This window comes from Pseudomonas sp. B16120 (genome assembly GCF_044218845.1).
In the GTDB taxonomy this organism is placed as follows: Bacteria; Pseudomonadota; Gammaproteobacteria; order Pseudomonadales; family Pseudomonadaceae; genus Aquipseudomonas; species Aquipseudomonas paracarnis.
This window is the reverse complement of the sequence record NZ_CP162588.1, coordinates 4225966-4251906: the sequence shown is the minus strand read 5'-3', so window position 1 is coordinate 4251906 and position 25941 is coordinate 4225966. Positions and strand designations below refer to the sequence as shown.

The 25941-nt window shown below is 56.6% G+C and carries 22 protein-coding genes, 1 tRNA gene and 4 pseudogenes; 17 read left to right on the top strand and 10 right to left on the bottom strand.

The genetic code is table 11. The features are described 5' to 3' along the window. The 4 genes from AB4P90_RS19850 (at window position 1) to AB4P90_RS19835 (ending at window position 5817) form a co-directional block, all read left to right on the top strand. Window positions 1–636, top strand: coding sequence for a DsbA family protein (locus AB4P90_RS19850; RefSeq protein WP_058410342.1), 636 nt, complete (start codon window positions 1–3; stop codon window positions 634–636). Continuing rightward, a complete protein-coding gene (locus AB4P90_RS19845; RefSeq protein ID WP_019817586.1) occupies window positions 629–2431 on the top strand; it encodes an ABC transporter ATP-binding protein in 1803 nt (600 codons plus the stop codon). Before AB4P90_RS19850 ends, AB4P90_RS19845 begins: the two co-directional genes overlap by 8 nt. 71 nt (window positions 2432–2502) lie before the next feature. Further along, the gene (locus tag AB4P90_RS19840; RefSeq protein ID WP_020302253.1) at window positions 2503–4965 is read left to right on the top strand and encodes an EAL domain-containing protein; all 2463 of its coding nucleotides are present in this window, start codon (window positions 2503–2505) and stop codon (window positions 4963–4965) included. Window positions 4966–5043: 78 nt separating this feature from the next. Further along, complete coding sequence (locus AB4P90_RS19835; RefSeq protein WP_178122936.1) at window positions 5044–5817, top strand: TenA family transcriptional regulator; 774 nt, start codon at window positions 5044–5046, stop codon at window positions 5815–5817. Between the two features lie 44 nt (window positions 5818–5861). Here AB4P90_RS19835 and AB4P90_RS19830 read toward each other — a convergent pair whose 3' ends face one another. Next, complete coding sequence (locus tag AB4P90_RS19830; RefSeq protein WP_014719251.1) at window positions 5862–6788, bottom strand: GGDEF domain-containing protein; 927 nt, start codon at window positions 6786–6788, stop codon at window positions 5862–5864. A 413-nt stretch (window positions 6789–7201) separates the two neighbouring features. Continuing rightward, entirely contained in the window at window positions 7202–8332 is a 1131-nt protein-coding gene (gene lldD, locus AB4P90_RS19825; protein ID WP_014719250.1) for an FMN-dependent L-lactate dehydrogenase LldD, read from the bottom strand. 100 nt (window positions 8333–8432) lie between these two features. Between lldD and AB4P90_RS19820 the strand changes: the two genes are divergently transcribed. From AB4P90_RS19820 to AB4P90_RS19810, 3 genes and pseudogenes are all read left to right on the top strand, one after another. Then, entirely contained in the window at window positions 8433–9356 is a 924-nt protein-coding gene (locus AB4P90_RS19820; RefSeq protein WP_395605323.1) for a LysR family transcriptional regulator, read from the top strand. A 33-nt stretch (window positions 9357–9389) separates the two neighbouring features. After that, a tRNA-Asn gene (locus tag AB4P90_RS19815) sits at window positions 9390–9465 on the top strand. Window positions 9466–9554: 89 nt separating this feature from the next. Continuing rightward, window positions 9555–9713, top strand: a pseudogene (locus tag AB4P90_RS19810) (transposase domain-containing protein); the annotation flags it as partial. On the opposite strand, the gene AB4P90_RS19805 reads toward AB4P90_RS19810, so the two are convergent. Further along, window positions 9644–10654: an NAD(P)-dependent alcohol dehydrogenase gene (locus AB4P90_RS19805; RefSeq protein ID WP_395605322.1), complete on the bottom strand. Its 1011-nt coding sequence runs from the start codon at window positions 10652–10654 to the stop codon at window positions 9644–9646. The pseudogene AB4P90_RS19810 and the gene AB4P90_RS19805 overlap by 70 nt on opposite strands. Window positions 10655–10837: 183 nt before the next feature. Here AB4P90_RS19805 and AB4P90_RS19800 point away from each other — a divergent pair, with 183 nt between their 5' ends. Then, the gene (locus AB4P90_RS19800; protein ID WP_395605321.1) at window positions 10838–11737 is read left to right on the top strand and encodes a LysR substrate-binding domain-containing protein; all 900 of its coding nucleotides are present in this window, start codon (window positions 10838–10840) and stop codon (window positions 11735–11737) included. A 191-nt stretch (window positions 11738–11928) separates the two neighbouring features. On the opposite strand, the gene AB4P90_RS19795 is transcribed toward AB4P90_RS19800, so the two are convergent. After that, window positions 11929–12603 (bottom strand): MarC family NAAT transporter, encoded by a 675-nt coding sequence (locus AB4P90_RS19795; RefSeq protein ID WP_038450977.1) that lies wholly within the window; start codon window positions 12601–12603, stop codon window positions 11929–11931. A 93-nt stretch (window positions 12604–12696) separates the two neighbouring features. Continuing rightward, window positions 12697–13602 carry a LysR family transcriptional regulator gene (locus AB4P90_RS19790; RefSeq protein ID WP_069868682.1) on the bottom strand — a complete coding sequence of 302 codons (906 nt, stop codon included), beginning with the start codon at window positions 13600–13602 and terminating at the stop codon, window positions 12697–12699. A 134-nt stretch (window positions 13603–13736) separates the two neighbouring features. Here AB4P90_RS19790 and AB4P90_RS19785 point away from each other — a divergent pair, with 134 nt between their 5' ends. The 9 genes and pseudogenes from AB4P90_RS19785 to AB4P90_RS19745 all read left to right on the top strand — a co-directional run bounded on the left by AB4P90_RS19785 (window position 13737) and on the right by AB4P90_RS19745 (window position 23377). Then, window positions 13737–16031 (top strand): membrane-bound PQQ-dependent dehydrogenase, glucose/quinate/shikimate family, encoded by a 2295-nt coding sequence (locus tag AB4P90_RS19785; protein WP_395606108.1) that lies wholly within the window; start codon window positions 13737–13739, stop codon window positions 16029–16031. A 39-nt stretch (window positions 16032–16070) separates the two neighbouring features. Then, complete coding sequence (locus tag AB4P90_RS19780; RefSeq protein WP_395605320.1) at window positions 16071–17708, top strand: MFS transporter; 1638 nt, start codon at window positions 16071–16073, stop codon at window positions 17706–17708. Then, window positions 17701–18795: an HlyD family secretion protein gene (locus tag AB4P90_RS19775; RefSeq protein WP_038450971.1), complete on the top strand. Its 1095-nt coding sequence runs from the start codon at window positions 17701–17703 to the stop codon at window positions 18793–18795. The genes AB4P90_RS19780 and AB4P90_RS19775 overlap by 8 nt, the downstream gene beginning before the upstream one ends. Window positions 18796–19135: 340 nt before the next feature. After that, on the top strand, window positions 19136–19696 hold the full coding sequence (locus AB4P90_RS19770) for a TetR/AcrR family transcriptional regulator (protein ID WP_014719241.1): 561 nt from the start codon (window positions 19136–19138) through the stop codon (window positions 19694–19696). 697 nt (window positions 19697–20393) lie between these two features. Then, window positions 20394–20948 (top strand): OsmC family protein, encoded by a 555-nt coding sequence (locus AB4P90_RS19765; protein WP_014719240.1) that lies wholly within the window; start codon window positions 20394–20396, stop codon window positions 20946–20948. A 72-nt stretch (window positions 20949–21020) separates the two neighbouring features. Then, window positions 21021–21794, top strand: a complete 774-nt coding sequence (locus AB4P90_RS19760; protein ID WP_019817523.1) for an SDR family NAD(P)-dependent oxidoreductase — start codon at window positions 21021–21023, stop codon at window positions 21792–21794. A 132-nt stretch (window positions 21795–21926) separates the two neighbouring features. Next, a pseudogene (locus tag AB4P90_RS19755) lies at window positions 21927–22277 on the top strand (TetR/AcrR family transcriptional regulator); the annotation flags it as partial. A 6-nt stretch (window positions 22278–22283) separates the two neighbouring features. Next, on the top strand, window positions 22284–22982 hold the full coding sequence (locus tag AB4P90_RS19750) for a DsbA family oxidoreductase (RefSeq protein WP_014719238.1): 699 nt from the start codon (window positions 22284–22286) through the stop codon (window positions 22980–22982). 65 nt (window positions 22983–23047) lie between these two features. Further along, window positions 23048–23377 carry a co-chaperone YbbN gene (locus AB4P90_RS19745; protein WP_038450968.1) on the top strand — a complete coding sequence of 110 codons (330 nt, stop codon included), beginning with the start codon at window positions 23048–23050 and terminating at the stop codon, window positions 23375–23377. 31 nt (window positions 23378–23408) lie between these two features. Here the strand turns inward: AB4P90_RS19745 and AB4P90_RS19740 are convergent. From AB4P90_RS19740 to AB4P90_RS19720, 5 genes and pseudogenes are all read right to left on the bottom strand, one after another. Beyond that, window positions 23409–23739, bottom strand: a pseudogene (locus AB4P90_RS19740) (glutathione-regulated potassium-efflux system protein KefC); the annotation flags it as partial. Window position 23740: 1 nt separating this feature from the next. Next, window positions 23741–23947: pseudogene (locus tag AB4P90_RS19735) on the bottom strand (NAD(P)H-dependent oxidoreductase); the annotation flags it as partial. 107 nt (window positions 23948–24054) lie between these two features. After that, window positions 24055–24273, bottom strand: a complete 219-nt coding sequence (locus tag AB4P90_RS19730; RefSeq protein WP_014719236.1) for a 4-oxalocrotonate tautomerase family protein — start codon at window positions 24271–24273, stop codon at window positions 24055–24057. A gap of 30 nt (window positions 24274–24303) precedes the next feature. Further along, complete coding sequence (locus tag AB4P90_RS19725) at window positions 24304–25410, bottom strand: alkene reductase (protein ID WP_108538346.1); 1107 nt, start codon at window positions 25408–25410, stop codon at window positions 24304–24306. A gap of 45 nt (window positions 25411–25455) precedes the next feature. Then, complete coding sequence (locus AB4P90_RS19720) at window positions 25456–25788, bottom strand: carboxymuconolactone decarboxylase family protein (protein WP_014719234.1); 333 nt, start codon at window positions 25786–25788, stop codon at window positions 25456–25458. Window positions 25789–25941: the final 153 nt, after the last annotated feature.

The window sequence follows — 25941 nt, the reverse complement described above, 5'->3', positions numbered from 1 at the left end:
ATGTCTGCGCGCCTGCTCTATGTAATGGACCCGATGTGTTCCTGGTGCTGGGGCTTTGCCCCGGTGGCACAAGCGCTGGTGGAGCAGGCCCAGGCGGCCGGCGTGGACGTGCACCTGGTGGTGGGCGGCTTGCGCACCGGCAGCGGCGCGGCGCTGGAGCCGACTACCCGGCGCTACATCCTTGAACACTGGCAGGCCGTCACCGACGCCACCGGCCAGCCGTTCAAGCGAGAAGGCGCATTGCCCGACGGGTTTGTCTATGACACCGAGCCTGCGTGCCGCGCTATCGTCACCGCACGCAGCCTGGCGCCGGATTGCGCCTGGAAGCTGCTGGGGCTGATCCAGCGCGCGTTCTATGTCGAAGGCCGGGACGTGACGCTCGCCCCTGTGCTGGTGGAGCTGGCCGAACAGGCCGGTATTCCACGTATCGAGTTTGCCGGCGAGTTCGACCGTGCCGATCAGCACGCGGCCACGGCGGCCGATTTCACCTGGGTGCAGGACCTGGGCATTGCCGGGTTTCCGACCCTGCTGGCCGAGCGCAACGGCCAGTTGGCTTTGCTGACCAATGGTTACCAGCCGCTGTCCGAGCTGTCGCCGTTACTCGCTCGATGGTTGGAGCGAGCTGCCTGTGTATGAACAGCCTCCACGCACCGACCGCCTGACCTGGGCGGAAATTCGCCGCCTGGCCCTGCGTCACAAAAAATCCCTGTGGGTCGCCAACGGTGTCGCCGTGCTCGCCACCCTGTGCAGCGTGCCTATCCCGCTGTTGTTGCCGTTGCTGGTCGACGAAGTGCTACTGGGCCATGGCGATGCCGCCCTCAAGGTGATGAACCACGCGTTGCCCCTGGGCTGGCAAAAAGCGGCTGGCTATATCGGCCTGATGCTCTTGGTCACCCTGGCCCTGCGTTGCGGCGCGTTGGTGTTCAACGTGGTGCAGGCGCGGCTGTTTGCGCGCTTGGCCAAGGACATCGTGTACCGCATCCGCGTGCGCCTGATCGAGCGTCTCAAGCGCATCTCCCTGGGTGAGTACGAAAGCCTGGGCAGCGGTACGGTCACCACCCACTTGGTGACCGACCTGGACACCCTGGACAAATTCGTCGGCGAAACCCTCAGCCGCTTCTTGGTGGCGATGCTGACCCTGGTCGGCACCTCGGCGATCCTGGTGTGGATGCATTGGCAACTGGCGTTGTTGATCCTGTTGTTCAACCCATTGGTGATCTACGCCACGGTGCAGTTGGGCAAGCGCGTCAAGCACCTCAAGAAGCTGGAAAACGACAGTACTTCACGCTTTACCCAGGCGCTGACCGAAACCCTCGATGCCATACAGGAAGTACGTGCTGGCAACCGCCAGGGCTTTTTCCTCGGGCGCCTGGGCCAGCGTGCCCAGGAAGTGCGTGACTACGCCATTCATTCCCAATGGAAAACCGACGCGTCGAGCCGCGCCAGTGGCTTGCTGTTCCAGTTCGGTATCGACATCTTCCGCGCCGCGGCCATGCTCACCGTGCTGTTTTCCGACCTGTCCATCGGCCAGATGCTCGCGGTGTTCAGTTACCTGTGGTTCATGATTGGCCCGGTGGAACAATTGCTGAACCTGCAATACGCCTATTACGCGGCAGGCGGCGCGCTGTCGCGCATCAACGAGCTGCTGGCGCGTGCCGATGAGCCGCAATACCCAGGCGGCGCAGACCCGTTCAGCGGGCGCGAGACGGTCGGCATCGAAGTGCGTGGCCTCGACTTCGGCTACGGCGAAGAGCTGGTACTCAACCAGTTGAACCTGGCCATCGCACCGGGTGAAAAGGTGGCAATTGTCGGCGCCAGCGGCGGCGGTAAAAGCACCCTGGTGCAACTGTTGCTGGGGCTCTACACGCCGCAGGCCGGCAGCATTCGTTTTGGCACTGCCACCCAGCAGGAGATCGGCCTGGAGACCATCCGCGAAAACGTCGCGGTGGTGCTGCAACATCCTGCGCTGTTCAACGATACCGTGCGCGCCAACCTGACCATGGGCCGCACCCGCACCGATCAAGCCTGCTGGCAGGCGCTGGAAATCGCCCAACTGGATGCTACTGTCAAGGCATTGCCCTTGGGCCTGGACAGCGTGGTCGGGCGTTCGGGCGTGCGCTTTTCCGGTGGCCAGCGGCAACGCCTGGCCATTGCCCGCATGGTGCTCGCCGAGCCTAAAGTGGTGATTCTGGACGAGGCCACCTCCGCATTGGACGCGGCGACCGAGTACAACCTGCACCAGGCACTGGCGCGGTTTCTCAGCGGGCGTACTACACTGATCATCGCCCACCGGCTGTCTGCGGTGAAGCAGGCTGACCGAGTGCTGGTGTTCGATGGCGGGCACATCGCCGAGGACGGCGACCATCAGCAGTTGATTGCCGATGGCGGGCTGTACGCCAAACTGTACGGACACTTGCAACAAGTGCGTTGATTTAGCTTAGGCTGTGCTATCGGGAGCGGATTTTCGCGTGCGTATCAAGCTGTGCATGTGTAAGGGACTTCATGAAGCAAAAGCGGACTCTCGGAACGCCACGCCTGCTGGGTATTGTCTGGCCCTTTATCGCCGTCGTGTTGTTCCAGGCATTGTTAGGCTGCGTCAGTCTCTACGTGCTTTCGGCAGTGCGGGGCTATGTGGCGGGCGAAAGCCTGTGGTCCAAGGGCCAGAAGGATGCCATCTACTACCTGACCCTCTACGCCGATAACCGCAACGACGCCACCTACCTCAAATACCAGCAGGCCATTGCCGTGCCCCAGGGTGGGCATGAATTGCGCATTGCTCTGGACCGTCCCACCCCCGATACGGACGCGGCCCGCTTGGGCATTCTCAAGGGCGGTAATCATCCGGACGACGTTTCCAGCCTGATCTGGCTATACCTCAACTTCCGTCATTTCAGCTACCTGGAAAAAGCCATTGAGCTGTGGACGGTGGGCGACGGCTACCTCGTGCAGCTCGATGAGCTGGCTCAGGAGATGCACGGCGCCATTACCTCCGGCTACGTCAGCAGTGACGATGTCCATCATTGGAAGGCGCGCATCACGGCCATCAATGAAGGGGTGACGCCCGCTGCCAAGGCGTTCAGCGATGCCCTGGGCGAAGGTTCGCGGATGATCCTGCGCCTGTTGTTGATCACCAACCTGGCGACTGCCTTGGGCCTGATCGTGTTGGCGCTGCTGCGCACCCACAAGCTGCTGGCCCAGCGTCATGCCTTTGCCGATGCGCTGCAAGCGGAGAAGGAGCGGGCGCAGATCACATTGGAGTCGATTGGCGACGGGGTGATTACCACCGACGTCGACGGGGCCATTGCCTATATGAACCCTGCAGCCGAAGCGTTGACCCACTGGCGCTCGGAGCAAGCCCAGGGCCTGCCGCTGGCGGCGCTGTTCAAGCTTTTGAATGAAAACGCCGAGCCCGACGGTTTCACACTGATTGAACACATCGTCAAAGGCCAGTTCAGCGGCGGCAGCGAGCATTCCAAGCTGATCCAGCGCCTGGACGGCAGCACCGTCTCGGTCACCCTGGTGGGCGCGCCGATCCGCAGTGCCGGCAAGGTCAGCGGTGCGGTCCTGGTGCTGCATGACATGACCCAGGAACGCCAGTACATCGCCAACCTTTCCTGGCAGGCCACCCACGACGCGTTGACTGGCCTGGCTAACCGTCGCGAGTTCGAGTTCCGCCTTGAACAGGTGCTGCAACAGGTCGCGCGCCAGCAAAGTGGGCGACATGCCTTGATGTTCCTCGACCTCGACCAGTTCAAGCTGGTCAATGACACCTGTGGCCATGCCGCGGGCGATGAACTGCTGCGCCACATCTGCGCGTTGCTGCAGTCGGACCTGCGCGAGGGCGACACCCTGGCTCGGTTGGGCGGCGACGAGTTTGGTATCCTGCTGGAGAACTGCCCGGCGCCGGTGGCGGAAAAAATCGCCGAGAGCCTGCGCCACACTGTGCAGAACTTGCACTTCGTGTGGAAGGGTCGGCCCTTCATGACCACCGTCAGCATCGGCCTGGTGCATATCTCGCAAACCCCGACCACCCTGGAAACCTCCCTGCGTGCCGCCGACATGGCGTGCTACATGGCCAAGGAAAAGGGGCGCAACCGGGTGCAGGTCTACCATGTCGACGACTCGGAGTTGTCTCTGCGGTTTGGCGAGATGGCCTGGGTACAGCGGCTGCATATTGCGCTTGAGGAAGACCGCTTTTGCCTTTACGCCCAGGAAATTGCGCCTTTGGGCCCTACCGACGCCGGCAGTGGGCACATCGAAATTCTCCTGCGCCTGCATGACGAAGCGGGGCGGATCATTTTGCCCAACAGTTTTATTCCGGCGGCCGAACGCTACGGGTTGATGACGTCCCTGGATCGTTGGGTAGTGGAAAACGTATTCAAGATTATCGCCCGTTGCATGCATGAGCGCCCGGGCCGCCCCATGGCCATGTGTGCGATTAATCTGTCAGGCATAACCATTGGCGATGATGACTTTTTAGGTTTTTTGCGTCAGAAATTCGATACTTACAACATTCCACCGGAAATGATTTGTTTTGAAATAACTGAAACCAGCGCTATAGCCAATTTGGGCAGCGCGATTCGGTTTATTAATGAACTCAAAGCGTTAGGGTGCCATTTCTCACTCGATGATTTTTGCGCCGGAATGTCCTCATTCGCATATTTGAAACATTTACCTGTAGACTTCCTGAAGATCGATGGAAGTTTCGTAAAGGATATGCTGGACGACCCGATTAACCGCGCCATGGTCGAAGTGATCAACCACATCGGCCACGTCATGGGTAAGCGCACGATTGCCGAGTTTGTTGAAACACCCCAGATCGAACAGGCTTTACTTGAGATAGGTGTGGATTACGCTCAGGGCTACCTGATTGAACGCCCGCAATTGTTTACCTTTGATAGCTTGCAGTGCCGACCTGAGCGGCCGCAGCCACTGTTATTCAAGGCGCCCGGCACTTTCCGCTGAAACATTTGCTGGTCTGTACAATCACACTTGAAAAGGAGCCCCACAGTGATCGACACATTCAACAGAACCGGCCCGCTTATGGAAGCCTCCAGTTACCCCGCCTGGGCGCAGCAATTGATCCAGGACTGTAGCGAGAGCAAGCGTCGGGTTGTCGAGCACGAACTGTATCAGCGCATGCGTGACAACGCCCTCAGCGCCAAGACCATGCGCCACTACCTGATTGGTGGTTGGCCGGTGGTGGAACAGTTTGCCTTGTACATGGCGCAGAACCTGACCAAGACCAAGTTTGCCCGTCATCCTGGGGAGGATATGGCGCGCCGTTGGCTCATGCGCAATATCCGCGTGGAGCTCAACCATGCCGACTATTGGGTCAATTGGGCGCGGGCTCACGGCGTCAGCCTTGAAGAACTGCAAGCGCAGGAGGTGCCGCCTGAGTTGCACGCCCTGAGTCATTGGTGCTGGCACACCAGCTCGGCGGATGCGTTGATCGTCGCGATTGCCGCCACCAACTACGCGATCGAGGGGGCGACGGGGGAGTGGTCCGCCGTGGTCTGCTCTACCGGTGTGTATGCTGCCGCCTTCCCTGAGGAAGATCGCAAGCGGGCGATGAAGTGGCTGAAGATGCACGCCCAGTACGATGACGCCCACCCTTGGGAAGCCCTGGAAATCATCTGCACGCTGGCCGGGACCAACCCGAGCAAGGCCCTGCAGGAAGAGTTGCGCCAGGCGGTATGCAAGAGCTACGACTACATGCACTTGTTCCTGGAAAGCTGCATGCGTCTAGAGCATACAGAGAAAGACAAGGCGCCAGCCGTTCGCGAGCGCCCTGTGCGCATCGCCAGTGAGGCGTAGCGGTAACTGTGGCGAGGGAGCAATCTCCCTCGCCACAATTGACTTTACCCCGCCATCGCCAAGCGGTTACGACCTTCGCGCTTGGCCACATACAACGCATTGTCGGCCCGACGCAGCAGGCTTTCAGCCGACTCGGCCGCCAGCAGCGTCGAGCAGCCGAGGCTCACGGTCAGTTCTATTCGCGTGCCCTCCACCCAGTAGTCCTGGGCTTGTGCCGCCTGGCGAAGGCGCTCTCCCACCATCCTCGCGGCATCGCGACCGGTGTTGGACAGCAGGATCAAAAACTCCTCCCCGCCAAACCGGAACACCATGTCCACGTTGCGCAGCTGGCGTTTGATCGCTCCGGCCACGGCGCGCAGCACGCTGTCGCCCGCGGCATGCCCATGGGTGTCGTTGATTTTCTTGAAGTGGTCGATGTCCAGCATCAACAACGACAGCGGGTGCAAATGCCGGCGTGCCATGTCGATTTCTCTCTGCAGCGTCTGGTCCATGGCCACACGGTTGCCGGTTTCGGTCAACGGGTCACGCAGGGCGCTGCGGGTGGCGGCGCGGTAGAGCAGGGCGTTGCGCATCGGATAAAGCAAGGTCACCAGCAGGAGTTCGAGCTGGCTCAGTTCTTCTTCAAGCAACCGCTGGTTGCGACGAAAGACCAGTTCCCCCAGATGCTCGCCTTCATGGCTCAGGGTGTAGCTGACGGAGTGATGACCCCGGTGGCCAAACTCCAGGCGCAGGTCGCTGGCGGCGTGACGGTATTGCAACGCGTCCAGCGGCACCAGGCGCTGAACCTCACGAAAGAACAGGCCCAGGATGCGCTCCGGCTCCAGGCTGGTCTGCAACTGCTGGTTCAGTTGCTGGCGAAGTTCGGCAAGGGTGGCGGGGCGACGTGGGCGTAAGGATGGCTGGCCAAATCCCAGGCGTTGCAATTTGGCACTGTCAAAGTCAATTGCGTTGGTCTGGGTGGGGGTTTTCATAAGCGGGTGGCCTCTAAGCACTGGGCTGTCTTACAGGCGGGATGAGAGTGGCGAGTGCCAAGCGTCTTACTGATCCTTCAGTTCCGTAAAACATTGGAAACAGTTTAAACCGCTTTTCTTTGGGTTATAACCCCGGGGCACTGCCGCACGTCTTGTCATCGCCGAACCTGCTTGAACAGTACTGGAGCGAGATTCATGCCAAGTGTATTTGGTTGGTAAAAATCCTTATAAATCAATTAACTAATTTTTAAGTAAGAAAAGTCTGTTAAAGCATGGCGCCAGTTATTTGGCTGATTGGGGCCGGCATTACTGCCGGCCCGGTTAACCTTACTGTTTCGGTGGGGCGAGTTGTTTGTCGCAAATAAACAACGCTTCGGTTATCCGCACACAACGTACACCATCCCTCATCACTACTAGACCAAGGTGGTACGGTCGATCTGCGCGATGGAGGTGACCCCGGTCAGGGTCATGGCCACGCGCATTTCCTTGGCGAAGATGTCCAGCAGGTTCTCTACCCCATGCTGGCCCTCGGCGGCCAGCGCATAGGCGGTGGCACGCCCTAGCAGGCACGCCTTGGCACCCAGGGCTAGCATGCGCACCACGTCGAGCCCGGAGCGAATGCCCGAGTCCACCAGCACGGTCAGGTCATCGCCTACCGCTTCGGCAATCGGCGGCAACGCCTTGGCCGTGGAGAGCACCCCGTCGAGCTGGCGGCCGCCATGGTTGGAGACCACGATGCCGTCGGCCCCGAAACTCACCGCGTCCTTGGCGTCCTGCGGGTCGAGGATGCCCTTGATGATCATCGGGCCTTTCCAGAATTCGCGGATCCATTCCAGGTCTTTCCAACTGATCGACGGGTCGAAGTTGTTGGCCAGCCAGCCAATGTAGTCCTCCAGGTGGGTGGGTTTGCCCAGATATTTGGAGATATTGCCCAGGTCGTGGGGGCGGCCCATCAAGCCCACATCGAAGGCCCATTGCGGCTTGGTCACTGCCTGCAACATGCGCCGCTGCGCCGCGTAGGGGCCGGACATGCCGGAGTGAGCGTCACGGTAGCGTGCGCCCGGTGTCGGCATGTCAACGGTGAACACCAGCGTTGTCACCCCGGCGGCCTGCGCCCGCTCCAGGGCGTTGCGCATGAAGCCGCGATCCTTGAGCACATACAGCTGGAACCAGATCGATTGCGGGCTTTGCGAGGCCACTTCCTCAATCGAACACACCGACACTGTCGACAGGCAAAAAGGGATGTTTTTGTTGGCCGCCGCCTTGGCTGCTTGCACTTCACCGCGTCGCGCATACATGCCGGTCAGCCCGACGGGGCTGAGGATGACCGGCATCGCCAGTTCCGTGCCGAACAAATGGGTGCTCAGGCTCAGGTTGTCGACATTGCGCAGGATGCGTTGGCGCAGGCTGATCTCGGCCAGGTCCGAACTGTTGGCGCGCAGCGTGTGCTCGGCGTAGGCGCCGCCGTCGATGTAATCGAACAGAAAGCGCGGCAACTTGCGTTTGGCCGCAGCGCGGTAGTCGGAAGCGGACGAGATGATCATCGACGGTGTCTCCACAGGGCAAAGTGCTACACCCTAAGCAAAGTTATGCCATGATGAAAACAACTTTTATCACTGCCATCCAGTCGTTATAGGAATACTGATGAACCTACGAACACTGCGTGCGTTTGTCGAAGTGGTGCGCCAGGGTGGGTTCTCCCAGGCGGCCGAAGTGGTTGCCCTGACCCAGTCCACCGTCAGCAAAGCGATCAAGACCCTTGAGGACGAATTAGGCATGCCGCTGCTCAATCGCCTTGGCCACAAGAACGAACTCACCGCCGCCGGCGAAATTGCCTACCGCCGCGCCTTGGTAATGCTCGCCGAACGCACCGACCTGATGGCTGAAATCAACGACCTGCGCGGTCTCAAGCGCGGCGTGCTGCGCATCGGTCTGCCGCCGGTAGGGTGCGGCGTGCTGTTCGCGGCCATGTTTGCCACTTACCGCAGCCGCTACCCGGGCATCGACATCGAACTGACCGAATACGGCAGTAAAAGGCTGCGCGAATGCCTGGAAGCGGGGGAGGTTGACCTCGCCGCCTTGCTGCTACCGGTTGATGAAGGCTTCGACTACCAACCGGTGCGCAACGAGCCATTGGTCGCCGTGTTGCCCATGGGCCACCCATTGGCCCGGCGCAAGCGCATCGACTTCACCGACCTGGCCGACTCGCCGTTCATCCTGTTCGAAGCCGGCTTTGCCCTCAACGCCAAGATCCTCAGCGCCTGCGAACGTAAAGGCGTGACACCTAAAGTCACCGCTCGCAGTGGGCAAATAGACTTTATCGTCGACCTGGTCACCGCCGGGCTGGGCGTCGCCTTCCTGCCCCGGATGCTGGCGCACAAACACCAACACCCCGGCATCGCCTTGATCCCCCTGGACGAGCCCCACACCGATTGGCACATCGCCCTGGCCTGGCGCGCCAGCGCCCACCTGCCACCGGCAGCGCGGGCCTGGTTGGAACTGGCCAGGGAACCGTCGTATTCAAGCGAACAGGGGGGGAATTTGCGGAAAATTTCTGATGGCGCTTGACTTCTTCTTTTTAATCAGTAACATACGGCGCATTCCGCGATAGCTCAGTTGGTAGAGCAAATGACTGTTAATCATTGGGTCCCTGGTTCGAGTCCAGGTCGTGGAGCCAGATAGAGAAAAGCCTGCAGAGATGCAGGCTTTTTTTTGCTTGGGATTTGACCCAGCAATCCAGACGCTTAGCGCGCTTCGTATGACGCCATCAATGGGCATGATCCGCATGCTTATTTGAAGGCCGTGCTCACGCGCCTGCCGTTGCAGCGGGCGAGTGAGATTGAAGCGGCTTGGTCCTACGCGATTTTGATTACTACCTTACCAACGGCGCCTCTGGCCAGATGTTCGTACGCTTCGCGTGCTTGATCAAATGGATACACGTGGTCGATTACCGGGCGAATCTTGTGCTCGTTCAAGAATTCGTTCATTCGGTCAAATGACGAGCGTGGAGCAACGGCTATGCCGCGAATCGTTGTTTGCCGGAAAATCATAGGCATCAGGTTCAAGGCGGAGGTCTGGCCTGTCAGAAAGCCGATCTGTGCAATACGTCCACCTGCCTTTGTCGCAGCAATCGATTGGTTGATGCCGTCCCCGCCCGCCACATCCAGCAGCAGATCCACTCCCTTGCCGTCAGTGAGCTTCAGAACTTCCTCTGCCCACTCAGGGGTGGTGCGATAATTCACACCCGCAACCGCGCCCAGTTTTTTTACAGCTTCCAGATTGTCATCACGGCTGGAGGTGACGATAACCTTGGCTCCCAAAGCGGTAGCAATTTGTGCTGCAAAAACAGAAACACCTCCAGAGCCCTGAACCAAAACGGTTTGGCCGGCCTCTATCTGGCCATAGTCGACGAGCGCATACCACGCCGTCAGAGCAGCAATTGGAAGGGTCGCTGCTTCCTCATCAGACATATTGTCGGGGGCACGTACTGCGCTGTCTTCATGGATGATCATGTATTGCGCCAGACCACCAGGCAATGGCGAGCCGAAGCAGTAGTTGGGTTCATCTGGCCCAGGCATGCCGTCTAACCAACGTGAGTAGAGGTGTGAGTTGACCCGATCTCCGATAGCAAAGCGGCTGACACCTTCACCTACTGCCACGACAGTTCCCGCCGCATCGCTGACGGGGATCAGCGGCTTGGGCACCATGTGAGGTTCATAGATGCCGTCAACGATGGCCTTGTCCCGGAAATTGAGTGATACAGCGCCTACTTTAACCAGCAGCTCACCCGCTCGGGGCACGGGGGTTTCCGTTTCGCCCTGCACGAGATTATCCAAGCCGAAATCTTTTAGAAGCCACGCTTTCATTTTCTGTCTCCAACAATTTTGAATGTGCAGGGGAGCAAAGCTCCTCCTTTACGCTGAGGACATTGTTAAGGTTTCGCGGCCCTAGATAAATGTGCAGAAACGAACAGGATTGTTATCCTGATAAGCAACAATCATCCCGTTAACTCGCTTCCCGAGAAGAGACTTATGGAGCTTCTACAGTCGATGCAAGTATTCGCCAAGCTAGCGGAGTTGGGGAGCTTCACCAAAGTCGCTGAGGCAATGCAGGCCGGGCGACCGCACGTCACACGCACCATTCAGGATCTGGAAGCCTCGCTGGGTGTCCGTCTGTTCCAGCGCACTACGCGTAAAGTAAAACTGACTGTTGAGGGAGAGCGGTTTTACGAACGCGTCAAAGAGATTTTAGCAACCATCGCAGAAACCACTTCCATGTTCGACCGTAGTGGATCGACGTTGCGAGGGCGGCTTCGAATTGACATCCCTACTGCATTTTCCCAGCACAGCTTCATGGAAAGCCTTAGGAGGTTTACCGAGGCATTTCCCGACATCGAGCTTGTGCTAGGCGTGACCGACCGTACGGTAGATCTCGTAGCCGAGGGCATCGACTGTGTATTGCGAATGGGTGAACTTCCGGATTCAAGCATGGTGGCTAGAGAAATTGGCACCGCCACCATGGTGACCTGTGCGTCTGCAGGTTATCTCCAAGCCTGCGGTGCACCCATAACCCTACAAGATCTAGTAGACCACCAATGTGTCAGCTTCCTTTCCGGTCAAAATAACAGACCGCTGCCTTGGCACTTCTCGGTAGACGGCGAAGATCGTCCACATACGCCTCGGCGTGGAATCACCGTGAATGAGTCGAATGCCTACGTTCAATGCGGTGTTGCAGGCTTCGGCATTGTTCAAGCGCCTGGAATTGCCGTTGAGACATTCCTCGCAAGCGGAGAACTGATCGAAGTGCTCAAGGCATTTCGTCCAAAGCCTCGCCTGGTTTTCGTGCTTTATCCAAGCAGAACGCATCTTGCGCCTCAGGTCGAGGCATTTGTGGATTGGCTGAAGGAACATTTTCCGGTGCTACACCCCAACTGGTTCACAGCGCACTAACCATTGTTTTGTAGTGGGGCTAGTCGTAACTGGCCAATGTTGATTTTGTCCGAGTCTGGCCCCCTAGCTTCCTGAGGGCGGCAAGGCGTCAGTTCTCCATAGGCGTAGGAACACCCATTCACCTGGTGCTAGCGAATGTGGCCGCGGGAATATCAACGGCCTTTAATAATTCACTATTATGAGAACTATGATCAGTGCATAGGTGTAGACGCTAACTCAAAACCACCATTGATAACGAACTGAACGCCCATACAAACCAGTAGAAAACCAACGACGCGGGAAATTGCATCGATTCCTGACTCACCAAGCACTTTCATGATTCGCCCCGAACATCGTAAAGCTATCCAGAAAATAAGCGCAGTAATGATGAATACGGTTGCGGCTGCAAGGTGAATGACGAGTGGCAGGGTCTGGTAGGTCGACTGCAGGGTAGAGGCGGAGCTGATAAGCAACGCTATCGTGCCGGGGCCTGCTGCACCAGGAAGAGCTAAAGGTACAAATGACAGATCGCGGAAATGTGGGGTTGATTTCTCTTTCTCTGAAAGTAAATCTTTCTGAACCTCTGTTTCGTCAGGTGTCGTTGCTGGAAAAAGCATGGCGAAACCGATGTAGGTAACGATCAGGCCTCCGGCTATTCTCAAGCCGGGGACAGATATTCCGAATACCTGCATTACCAGGCTGCCTCCGTAGAAGCTGACAAACATAATCAGAGCTACATATAAGCTTGCCTTCAGGATTTGCCGGTTACGCTCTACTGTAGGCAGCTTTCCTCCAAGGCCTAGTAAAAGGGAGATGCTAGTTAGAGGATTGGCCATAGGAAGCAGGGCCAATAGTCCAATAAGAACATGATGAAAGTAATTGCCCATAGTGTTTTTACTCGGTTATGCAACGAATAGGAGGCTATAAGATTATTAAGGTCGTACGTCATCTGCCCTAACGAACCGATATCAAGTCAGGGGTCAATCGGGGAAGTATTTTTTTGCCTCTTCCGTGGTATAGCGCAGAAAGATCTGCACCGCCTGCGGAATCAAGCGTCGTGACAGTAGAAAAGCATACAGCGACATGTTCTGGAGGGTATAGCCAGGTAAAACACGTACCAGTTTTCCGCTCTCTACGGCCTCATTGGCGCTGGGCAAATTGAACTGCGCGATGCCAAGTCCGCGCAGAGTAAGATCCATGCGCGCATCGTTCGGTGTGGCAAGCAGGATGGCTTGCACCGGCATCAGGTGTTTATGTCCTTGGGGGTCGATCAGCTCCCACTCGGGTTCTCCCTGACGTCCAAGGCAGGGCCATTGCAGGAGATCGTCCGGTACACGGGGAGGTTTCCTGCCGGCCAGTAACAGGGGAGAAGCGAATAACCCTTGTGGCATTGAACAGATTGGCCGAGCAACCAGCGACTTGTTAATCACTTCGGCGCGGCGATGACTGAAGTAGACATCCACTGGCTCTTCAATGGGGTTTGGCACGCGTGTGCTGGCCTCCACTTCAAAATGAATTTCGTGCTGTTCTTCCAGCATTCGAGCGATAGCCGGGTTGATAAACCAGTGCACAACCTCGGGCGATCCGACGACCCGGATACGTCCTCTAATTTTTCCATCATCCGACTTGATCGCGCTTTCAACCTCCTGAAGGCCTTCGAACAAGGGCGCGATTTCGCTATAGAGCCGCTCGCCCGGGTCCGTCAATCGCATAGAGGGCATCCGATTGAACAAGCGCAGACCCAGGTGCTCCTCCAGCCGGGTCACGGCGCGACTGATGCTTGAAGTGTTCTGCCCAAGCCGTTCAGCCGCACGGCTGAAGTTCAATGTTTGCGCGGCAACGAGGAAGGTGTGGTATTCGCTCCACATGGCGTTGCTTTTATGCAATGTATAGTTGCTCCATATGGCATGGCTAAAATTAATAGACTAACACTATCATCACCAAGTCTGAGAGCCATTTAGCGTATAGGAGTTCAACTGTGACCTCGATAAATCGTATTTTTGCCAGCCTAGTTGCCTTGATGGGGCTGGGGCTATTGTTAGGTGGAGCTTACCTCTTAACCCTTGGCGGATCGTTTTATTACGTGCTGGCCGGATGGGCCTATCTGAGCGCTGGCGTCATGCTTTGGCGTAGGCAAGTTTGTGGAGTATGGCTGCTGGTAGCGGTTGCCGTGCTGAGTGTTCCATGGGCGCTCTGGGAGTCAGGCACGTTCTATTGGGCGCTGTTTCCACGCCTGCTCGTACCGGCAGCGTTGGCGAGCATCGGCTTGCTCCTGTTATCCACTTGGTCGCCTGCGGACTCCCGGCGTCGGATACGCGGCCTGGGTGTACTAGCGCTATTAGGGACGGCTGTGTTCTTTGGGTTTGCCTTTACTCCACATGGTGTCGTCTCGCCTGTCTCGGGCACACCTTTTACTGCAGCAGCCACAAACACCACGCCTTCAAATTGGTCCGCATATGGCCGAACCACTGCGGGTACGCGCTACGCGCCCTTTACGCAGATCAACCGTGACAACGTTCAGGACCTGAAAGTGGCCTGGACGTATCGTACCGGCGCGAAGATCCAGTTGGACAAGGGCGCCGTGGATTCGAACACCCCATTGCAAATTGAAGATACGTTGTTCACTTGCACACCCGATGATCGCATTGCTGCTATCGATGCAGATACGGGGGGAGAACGTTGGAAATTCGATACCCATAGTGCATCTCCTATCTGGAACCGTTGCCGCGGCCTGGGTTACTACAAGCTCAAGGAGGCGCCGGCTGATGGCGTCTGTGCGGAACGAATCGTCAATTCCACCATCGATGCGCGCCTGATCGAACTAGATGCCAAGACCGGCAAGCAGTGCCCAGGTTTTGGCAGCGACGGCGTCGTCGACCTGAAGCAGGGCATGGGCGACGTTAAGCCTGGGTTCTACTTTCAGACTTCCGCGCCGCTGGTGGCGCGCGACTACATTATTATCAGTGGCTGGGTAGTTGATAACTACAGCCGCGGTGAGCCGTCAGGCGTGATCCGCGCCTTTGATGCCCGCACCGGCGCACTGGCATGGGCGTGGGACCTGGGCAACCCGGACATAACCGGCTTGCCACCGGCGGGGCAGACCTACACGCCCGGCACGCCCAACATGTGGACCGCCGCTGCCTATGACGACCAGTTGGGTCTTATCTATGCGCCGCTGGGAAATGCCACGCCGGACTTTTTCGGCATGGAGCGACCACCGCACTCGGATGAATACAACTCTTCCCTTGTCGCCCTCGATATCATGACGGGCCGCCCGAAATGGAAATTCCAGACCGTCCATCACGACATCTGGGACTACGACTTGCCTTCTCAACCCGCGCTGGTCGATTTGCCTGACGGCCAAGGCGGAACCATCCCCGGGGTATTGCAAACCACCAAGCGTGGCCAGCTTTTCCTGCTAAATCGCGCCACCGGAGAGCCGATTGCGGACGTCGTCGAAAAGCCCGTGCCTACGGCCGGTGCGGTACCTGAAGAAAAGCTTTCGCCTACACAGCCTTATTCGGTAGGGATGCCGACTATCGGTGCCGAACACCTCACCGAGAAGAAGATGTGGGGGGCAACCATGTTCGACCAACTCATGTGCCGCATCATGTTCAAGCAACTGCGCTACGAGGGCGACTTCACGCCGATCGGTCTGACCAAGGCGCTGGATCAGCCCGGCAATATCGGAGGATTCAACTGGGGTAGCGTCTCCTACGACCCCGTTAATCATCTGGCTTATATGAACGATATCCGGGTGCCGAACATCTTTTGGCTGATGCCTCGTGATGAGTTCAATACTTGGACAAAAAACCACCAGATCGAGGTGAGCGGACATGGGCCGTCACCGCAGTTGAAAACACCTTACGGTCAAGCCATTTATATCTGGATGTCATCCCTAGGGGTTCCGTGCAACCAGCCACCCTATGGGACCGTCACGGCGGTCGATCTGAATACGCACAAGGTGGCCTGGCAAGTGCCGGCTGGCACCACAGAGCAATTGGGGCCACTGGGTATCGCATCACACCTGCCCATGCCCATGGGCATGCCAACTTATGCAGGAACGATGACCACGGCAGGCGGCCTCGTATTCTTTGCCGGTTATCAGGACTACTACATCCGGGCATACGACGGGCAAAGTGGCAAACTCGTCTGGGAACATGAATTACCGGTCGGCGCCAGCGCCACGCCGATCTCCTACGTCTCGCCGACGACGGGCAAACAGTACGTTGTCATTTCCGTAGGCGGGGCAGCGCATTCTCCCGACACCGGTGACTATGTAATGGCCTTCAGCCTTCCGACATCCCAACCGTGAAGCGTCTGCAGCGACAGCAAAAGAAGGCGTTACCTGTACATGGCCAGCGCTGAATACGTGTTCAAAGCTGACGAGAAACCGGCGATGGCGGGCAGTCCTTATAAGCCCAGGCTGTCGCCGGCCAGGCGTGGCATATATTTTGTCGTAGGCTTATTCCTCGGGACCTGCACGACGCTGTGCAACGGCCTGGTGGCGAGCAATCTAGGCGTAATCTCTGGCTCTATTGGCGAGTACACGGCTCAGGTCTCATGGTTGGTGGCAGTTTTTTTGGCGATCAATGCCAGCGCCAACCTGACCTTGGTCAAGGCCCGGATGCAGTTCGGAATCCCTTTGGTCACGGCAAGCATTGTCGGTACCTACATCGCTGCCTGTGTGCTGCAGTTACTGTGGCCCACTTTGACAACTGCGGTCATTGCCACGGCGATCAACGGCTTGATGTGCGCGACGTTGATCGCCTTGAGTACCTATTATCTGATGCAGGCCATAGCCCCATCGGCCCAGCCGATGGCCCTGATTATCAGCGTAGGGCTTACCCAGATAGGATCGCCGGTGGCGCGCATGATTCCCGTGGAATTTCTCGCCTCGGAACATTGGCTGGGGCTGCACTTGTTGAATCTAGGCATTGGTATAGCGGTGTTGGGTGTGACGTTGGCGGTGCCTTTGCCACGCAGTGATAGGGCCAGCGTGTTTGCTGCCTCGGACGCAGTCGTGATTGTATTGCTGGTTTCATCCTTCCTGCTGTTTGCCGGTGTGCTTGGCCTCGGCCGGAGCTATTGGTGGACCGACGCGCCCTTTCTCGGCTGGATGCTGGTGGCGGCTATCTCGTTGCTGGTGACGGTGGTGTTCATTGAACGACGTCGGCGTCAGCCGCTGTTGCAATTGGATTGGCTGGGCAGTTTCGACTTGATGCGTTTTGTTGCGATTGCGCTGCTGGTTCGGCTATCGCTGGCCGAGCAGACTTTCGGCTCGGTAGGTTTGCTATCAATGGGCGGGCTCAATAACGATCAGTTGCGTGTCCTGTTTGCGTGCGTACTGGTGTCGATGCTGATGGGGATCGTCGTCGCTTGCCTGACGTTGTCGCCCAAACGTATCCCCTGGCAGGTCATGGTCGCGGCGTTGTTTATCGCAACGGGAGCGTATCTGGACTCGCAATCCACCAGCCTCACGCGTGCGCCGCAACTGTACCTGAGCCAGTGTTTGATTGGGTTCGGTGCGACGCTGTTCATCGGGCCTGCCTTGATCTTTGGCTTTCTCAAACTGTTCGCGAAGGGACCTCAGTACATGATCACGCTCGTGGTCCTGTACGGGGCGAGCCAGAGTATCGGCAGCCTGGCAGGGTCGGCTGTAATGGGCAGCTACGAGTTCATCAGAACCCAGTCCCATATCGCTAGCCTGGCGGACAGTGCGCCGATCACCAATCCCCTTGTCGTAGCGCGCCTCGGCATTGGCGAGGCGTTGCTTTCGAGTCATATAGCCGACCCGGAACAGCGCCAGAAACAGAGCAGCAAGCTGCTAGGACAAGCGTTGCAGCAACAGGCTAGCGTACTGGCATTCAATGACGTCTTTCGCATGGTGTCAGTGCTGGCTTTTGGCACCGCGATGTATGTGTTTTATCTGCAGATGTCGGCTTTTTTCCTCTCGCGCATCCGTCGCGAGCCTGAGAACGTAAATGACTGATTCCATGACTGTTCCATCGGATGTTGAACACACTGCTTTTCATTGGTCGCCCCCGCCCCGGGGCCGTTTGCAAGGCATCATCATGGTGCTGGCTGCGATTGGCGTTATTACGATCGTCCTGTACATCTGGAAGTTGCCGCCTTTTGACGCAGGTCTGCAACAGACAGATAACGCCTATGTGAGGGGGCGAACCACGGTGATTGCCCCTCAGGTCAGCGGCTATATCGTCCAGGTGGCCGGGCAAGATTTCGCGCAGGTCAAGCGAGGCGAGGTCCTTGTGCGTATTGACGATGAGGTCTATCAGGCGCAGGTAGATGAGGCGACGGCCAATCTTGGCGTCGCCAATGCCGACCTCTCCAACAACCAGCAGGCGCACGCTGCTCGCATGGCGGGCATCGAGAGTCATGTTGCAGCTATGGCCGGTGCGCAGGCGCGCTTATTGCGTGCCCGCGCTGACATGCAGCGCGCAAACGCGTTGGTCATGGATGGCGCCATTTCTACGCGCGAGCGCGACCAGGCACGAGCCGATTTCAGTCAAGCCCAGGCCGAGGTACAGCAGGCGGGTGCGCAAGAGTCGATTGCTCGGGAGGAGTTGCGTACCGTGGATGTCGGCCGTGAAGGTCTGGAAGCCCAGGTGCGGGTGGCACAGGCAAAACTGCGTGCGGCTCAGATTGATCTTAATCACACGGTCATCCAGGCGCCGGAGGATGGCGTGCTCGGAGAAGTGGGCGTGCGGTTGGGCCAATTCGTGACCCACGGCACACAATTGATGTCGGTAGTGCCCGCTGATCACTGGATAGTCGCGAACTACAAGGAGGCGCAGACTAAGGCTATTGCGCCCGGCCAGATCGCGACGCTCAGGATTGATGCGTTAGGAGGGGCGACGCTAACGGGGCATGTCGAGCGGCTCTCACCAGCGACGGGCTCGGAATTCGCGGTGCTCAAGCCGGACAATGCAACGGGCAATTTCGTCAAGGTACCGCAGCGTATCGGGGTGCGCATATCTGTTGATCCGGACCAGCCTTTCGAGTCTTCGCTGCGCCCGGGCATGTCGGTTGAGGTCGATGTCGATACGCGTCATCGGTGAGGAGGCGGGTAGTGGGCCATCAGCATTCAGTTGCTGTTGAGAGCCCCCTGGAGCGTATGGACAGGTAGTGGGTCCCAGGTCCGGCTTTCCCGTAGGGCACACGTGCCCCGTAATCTGAGGGTGCTTTACTTTGCCACGACGTTGTCCCGTGTAAAAAATATGCGAGCGTGCCGAGGTTGAGAGCGTTTCAAGATTGGCTATTCGAGGAGGTTCATGCGGCTTAGGGCATGCACACGAAATCGGCAATCACATCGGTAGCTCAGTTCAGCGTTCGGCGAACGCTGTCTTATGAGGTGTGACTAATTTATGATGCCAGGATGATAAATTTGGATGCAGCATCATGAGTACACGTTCAGACCTTTTGACCAGCGCCGAGGTTCTGCTGCGCACGAAAGGCTATGCGGCCTTCAGCTATGCCGACCTTGCGGACGACATCGGCATTAAAAAGGCGAGTATTCATCATCACTTCCCCACCAAGGAAGGCTTGGCAATTGCCATCGTCGAGAGCTACCTGTTCCGGTTTAAAAAGCAGCTGGACGCTATCAATGATGAACACGTCAGTGTTGTCGACCGGCTGAATGCCTTCGCCTTGATGTTCGCTCACAGCAGCCTGAACGGGATGCTTCCACTCTGTGGAGCCTTGGCCGCAGAGCTTATGGCCCTGCCTGAAAGCCTCAAAGAAGTGACAAAGGAATTCTTTGAGATCCATCTCACTTGGCTCCAAGAAAATATTAAGCAGGGTCAAGATCGAGGAGAGCTTAAAGCCGAACTGGATGTAATCAGGGTTTCAAGGTTCATATTGAACACTTTAGAAGGTGCGAGCTTTGTTTCTTGGGCGATGAGCGATGATTACGAGAGATCTTCGGGATTTGATTTGATTTTATCTACCCTTCGTCACTAAAGACGTAGCAATTACGTTTATAGACTCTACCGCTGCACTCTCTGCCCGGGGGCGTCTTTCATCGCTGTATCTTTGGTACATATTCCAATAGTCTCCCGACTTGATCGCCTGCCAAGAGCAGGCGGCCTTGAATTATTTGATTCGGGGTCGCGAGCCAATCTACGCTGTTTTAATTAGCGCAGACTAAAACCACCAGATAGATCACTCGGTATTATCTGGTGTGCGGTAGATTTGCATCCAATAACGGGGAGGTTTGCTTGTAGGCGGCGCTTTTTCCTGACCGCGAATTGTACAGTATCGCCCATGTTTAGCGGCGACCGCGCTCTTGGCTGCGTTCAAAGTGACCTCTTGAAACGAAGCTCCATCTCGTCCCAATACGTGGCCTGGGGCATAAACAGCGATAAACCTCCTTGATTTTATATCTATGCGGAGACGGTCTTGTGCCATCAATTCGTACAGTTATATAAAACAAACCTGATGCTTAGAGCTGTGAGATGACCTGTGCTGGCGTCACTCTCGGAGTGATTCTGTCGGTCACGACTCCCACTGTGTTGTCATCAATATTCCCAAATCCTCTATGCAGCCTAGCTTTTCGAAGCTATTGGTATCGTCATCTTCCTTGTAAGCCAACCTACTACTTGGTAGGCTTGTTTCTCTTCCGGTCGAATCGTCCGGCTTATCTGAAGAGGAACGTCCAATGAGCAGCAATCTGAATGGTATCGATGTCGCCGCACTCCAGAATTTCGCCGAAGGCGTTGCTGGTGATGCGACTAAGCGCCACGCAAGCTTCAACGTTAAGACTGCTTGGAAGGGTCAGACCCGTTCTGTAGCCAAAGTCAGCCGTTACAGCTTGGCTGGTGAAACCTATTCCCGCGATTTTGAAATTGCAGCCGATGAGCCGAATGAATTGCTTGGCGAGAACACCGCGCCCAACCCTCAGGAGCTGCTGATGGCTGCTCTCAACGCCTGCATGTCGGTCGGCTATGCCGCCAATGCCGCGATGATGGGCATCAAGATTCACAGCCTGGAGATCGAGACTGACGGCACCCTCGACCTGCGCGGTTTCCTAGGCATCGACGAAAGCGTTAACCCAGGCTACGACGAGGTGAGTGTCGTCATTCGCCTGCAAACCGACGCCTCCCGTGAGCGTGTAGAGGAGCTGCACAACGTAGTGCTCAAGACTTCGGTCAACTACGCAAACTTCTCTAAAGCCATTCGCATGCTCCCTAAGCTCGAAGTCATCGAAGGCTAACCGTTCTGGCCATAGGTCAGCGCGGCACCTTGCCGCTGGCGACCTCTTACGAATCTAATACCGGAGTCTGTAATGAGCGATTTTTTTGCAGGTAAAAAACTGTTGGTTGTTGGCGGCACGAGCGGCATGGGCCTGGAAACAGCGCGCCAGTTTTTAAAGGCAGGTGGCAGCGTGGTTCTCACCGGCAGCAAACAGGATAAAGCCGATGCTGTGCGCGCCGAGCTGAGTCAGTTGGGGACCGTATCAGTGATCGTTGCCAACCTCATGACCGAGGAAGGGATGAATCATGTACGCAACGAAATCAATGCCAACCACAGTGACATCGGCTTCATGGTGAACTCTGCAGGCATATTCATTCCGAAGCCTTTCATCGAGCACGATGAGGCTGACTACGACATGTACTTGGATCTGAACCGCGCCACATTCTTTATCACGCAGGCCGTGGTCAAGAATATGCTTGCTGCCAAGCGCGAAGGCTCCATTGTTAACGTCGGTTCGATTGGCGCGCAGGCCGCGCTGGCCGGCTCTCCAGCAACCGCTTATTCGATGGCCAAGGCGGGCCTGCACGCAGTCACCCGAAACCTGGCAATTGAATTGGCTCCCTCAGGTATCCGAGTCAATGCCGTTTCGCCAGGCATCGTTCACACCTCGATCTATGAAGGTTTCATGGATAAGGACGCGATCCCGGATGCGATGAAGTCGCTGAACGACTTCCACCCACTGGGTCGAGTCGGTGTTCCTGAAGACGTCGCCAACACCATCCTCTTCTTACTCTCCGATAAAACCTCCTGGGTGACTGGTGCTATCTGGGACGTCGATGCAGGGGTGATGGCGGTGCGTGCCTAAACACCGAGGCAAGCTCTGCGTGTAGCGCCTCTCATTGGGGCGCTCTGCAGCACGCCGCTCCGGTGACAAGGGTGCTGGTTGTAGGAGTTTCAAGTGTCCATCAAAAGCCGCGCTGCTGAGCTACGCGGAAACCGCTTACAGGCTTTTTCCCGACTTTTTGTGATCAGCGCGAATGAGGGGCTGCTGCCGTTATGCGGCGCCTTGGCGGCGCAAATCGCTGCGTTGCCTTTGTCGCTCCAAGGGCTCACAAGGGAATTCTTCAATTCGCAGCTCACTTGGCTCCAAAGCACCCTCAATGACGCCGTCCGGCAGCACAGCTGATCGCTGGGAACATCTGTTGAGCACTTCGCTTTCATGCTTCTGAGCATGTTGGAGGGAGCAAGCCTCATTGATTGGACATTGGGTCGCTCAGCCGACCCGTTGGCTGGCTTTAACCATTTGCTTGAAATGGCCGCAATGCAATCTTCACTTCTCCGTGCAGGAAAAAATATGCAAACCCCTTCGAAAAAATATGTAGTCGATATCTGGTCTGATTATGTGTGTCCCTGGTGCTGGATTGCCAAGCGTCGTTTTGAAAAAGCACTCGAAAACTTACCGCAGAAGGACGATGTACAGGTCAACATTCGGGCCTATCGACTGGCTGCAAATCACGCCCCTGAACCGATGATCGCGGCACTGAAACGTAAACTCGGCAACCCAGACTCCGCAGCGGCGATGATGAGTACGGTCAGTAAATATGGCCAGGCTGACGGGCTGGATTATCGCTTCGACACCATGATGTTTGGTGACACAGCGGATGCTCATATCCTGGTGAAAGCAGTTGAAGACACGACAGTGAAAAAGCGCCTTGTTGAGGCGCTGTACGAGCAAAGTACCAGTCACGGCAAGTCGCTTTTTGATCGCGTCAATTTGGAGGCGATTGCGAAGGAGGCAGGTGTGCCCGATGAATCAATTCAGTTGGCGCGGTCATCCGTGGAGCTGCGTGTTGAGATGCTAGAGGACGAGCATTTCGCAGCCCAACTGGGTTCCGGCGTGCCACTTTTTGTCTTCAACAACGCGTTCTCGGTGTCAGGTGCTCAGCCAGAAGCGATCTTTCTTGAAGCGCTGGATCAAATGGTTGCTAAAGCGAGAACCGGGGATAGCTCATTGATGGGTCAAGTCTGCGGCATTGATGGCTGCGAAATTTGATGGACAACGGAACGGGGGTACTCAGAAGGTGCCCCCTTTTCCTTAACACAACATGTGAGATCCCAATGAGCCGTATCGTTGAATTGAGCGCTCCCCAATTTGCCCGCTTCGTAGCCAAAGGAAGCAGTGTCGTAATGTTCTCAGCCTCTTGGTGCAAACCCTGTAAAGAAATGAAGCCAATCTTCATTGAGCTGGAGGAAAAGCTCCACTCTCTAGCAGTTTTTGGGAAGATCGATATCGCGGCGTCTCCGACAATCGCGCAGATGTACGGCATCCGCTCTGTGCCGTCGTTGGCGGTGTTTCATGAAGGCCGACTGTTGAAAGTCTTCGCTGGGTCTAAATCGGTCTCGGCCTTGAAAAAAGCAATCATCACTGAGCTGGAAGATGCTAGCTAACCAAGCATCCCTCCGCGACCTATAAGCCAAATCAGCTACCTGTCTCCCTATGCGCAAGGCTCACTTTTCCTGGGCCAGCATCACTTGGATGAGCGCGGTCTTCATTGAATATTTCCGTTAGTAAAGCGTTGGCTCGTTTGTAAGCGTCATACTTGAATTCGGTATCGTCCTGGGCCTGAGCGGCCATCTCCTCTAGCATCTCCAAACTCAGGCGGCGGAATCGATCCGCACGCTCACGAGCTTCGTAGCGTCCTATCCCGAGTTGCTCCAAAACCCCGGCGCCCGAGGGGCAATGCGCTTTCAAATGTTTCTCGCTCGACTTCTTCCACACCCATCTGACGTAGGGTAATGATGTGCCCCATAGCTATACCAGTACAGCGGGTGTTGCAGAGCGAGGAGATCCGCCTGTTCCACCGCTCTCTGCTCAGCTTGAACGTCGATATTGAAACCGGGGTAGAGGTCGTACAGCGAACGGATTGCGACAGCGGGATTGCTGGCTGCCAGATTGAGCATCAACATGTTGACGTTGGATTTGTCAGGGTAAGGATGGGCGTAAATGATCAGAATCACGGAGTAGTCCCCACAAACCTGGCGTTCTCCAAGAACGGAAAAGCTCCCTGTTCGTTGAGCATGGCCGCACTCAAATAACAGGAAGCTAATGATCTGAAGGTGAAGCCTTACTCGCCGGCTTGCAGCTTCAATACTTCTTGGGTGGTCACAGGTTTGCCACCAATACCCCAGTCTCCACTTTTTACCTCTTCGAAGATGACCCACGTGAGAGCGCGCATGTTTTCGCCTTCAACCGACACCATAGCGTCAGTCACTTTGCGAATCACCTCAGCTTTTTGCTCGTCGGAAAAAACGCCTTCAATCCCTTTGATAGTTACGAGTGGCATGGTGTTCTCCTAGATGTTTGTGAAGGAATATCAGGCTTTGGCCGCTGCGTATTCCGGATAGTCGGTGTAGCCCTTATCAATCGAACCGCTTACGCCGTAGTAGGTCGCGCGATCACCCTCGGCCAATGGCCAATTGTTCTGCATGCGCTCTACCAGATCAGGGTTGGCAATGTAGGCGGTGCCAAAGGCAATCAGATCTAGCTCGCCTTTGGCCAACTCAGACTCTGCAATCTCTTTGGTGAAGCCGCCCGCAGCCATCAAGGTGCCCTTGTACGCTTCACGAAATGCAGCGCCGAAACCTGGTGGCGTTTGCGCGGCGAGGATGGTCGGTTGGTAGTTCAGGTGAACAAATGCCAGCTCTCTTTCGTTGAGGGCAGCCGCCATACTCATCCAGGTTTCTTCTTCGCCTTCGTACACACCGAAGTCATACAGTCGACCAAACGGAGAGAAGCGAACACCAATCTTCGATCCGCCGATTTCAGCAGCAATCGCATCAATGGTCTCCAGCAGGAAGCGTTGACGGTTTGCAATAGAGCCACCGTACTGATCAGTACGAGTGTTCAGGGCGCTGCTCAGGAATTGGTCGAACAGGAAGCCGTTGGCTGCCATGATTTCGATACCGTCAAAGCCGGCGTCAATGGCCATCCTTGCGGACTTCACGAAGTCGGCGATGACGCGTTTCACTTCTTCAGTTTCCAGCGCACGTGGTGTGCTTGGCTGTACCGGGCCAGATTTACCTGGTTCGATCCAGGCATACACCGTGGTATCTACCGCAGGCACCGTGCCCGAGGAGACTGGCACCATGCCGTGTACCGAGGTGTGGGACATACGGCCTACGTGCCAGAGCTGCGCAAAAATCTTCCCGCCCTTGGCGTGCACCGCGTCAGTCACTTTGCGCCAGCCTGGTAAGTGCACATCTTCGTAAATGCCAGGGGTGTACAGATAGCCGCGAGCCTCATCGGAAATAGGCAGGCCTTCTGTGATCAGCAAGCCGGCGGAAGCTCGTTGCGCGTAGTAAAGCGCGTTGGATTCATTCGGAATGTTGTTCAAGGTTCGGGTGCGAGTCATTGGGGCCATGACAACACGGTTTTTCAGCGGAGTACCGGCCAGATCGTAAGGTGCGAACAGCGTATTCATAATTAATCTCGACGTCGTTGAAGGGGAAGAACATCGGCGTTTGAATTAGGACTTATCGAACGCGTCGAGTACGTGGGTGCTGTAGACCAGCGCGGCACCGGCATTCATGTTGATAGCTACACCCAGTGCTTCGGCGACCTCTTCACTGGTTACACCGAGCTTCTTTGCTTCAGCGGCGTGAAATGCAATGCAGCCATCGCAGCGAGTCGTCACGGCCACTGCGAGGGAGATGAGTTCGCGAGTCTTGGCGTCTAGATGATGGGTTTTGCTTCCGGCGGCACCGAGAGCAGCCATACCCTTCATGGTTTCAGGTGACAAGCCATTCAGCTCTATCAAACGAGTGTTGATGTCTTTCCGGGTTTGCTTCCAGTCTTGCATGGGATTCTCACAGGGATGTCGTTGGTTGCAGATATTTAAGATCTGAAACAAAGCTACCATCCAGTTGGTAGGGTTTCAACGAGTCTGGGGTGATTTTTAATATCAATGCAATTTAATAGGCGGCTTTACGCTGTTTTTTGGAAGGAAATTTCG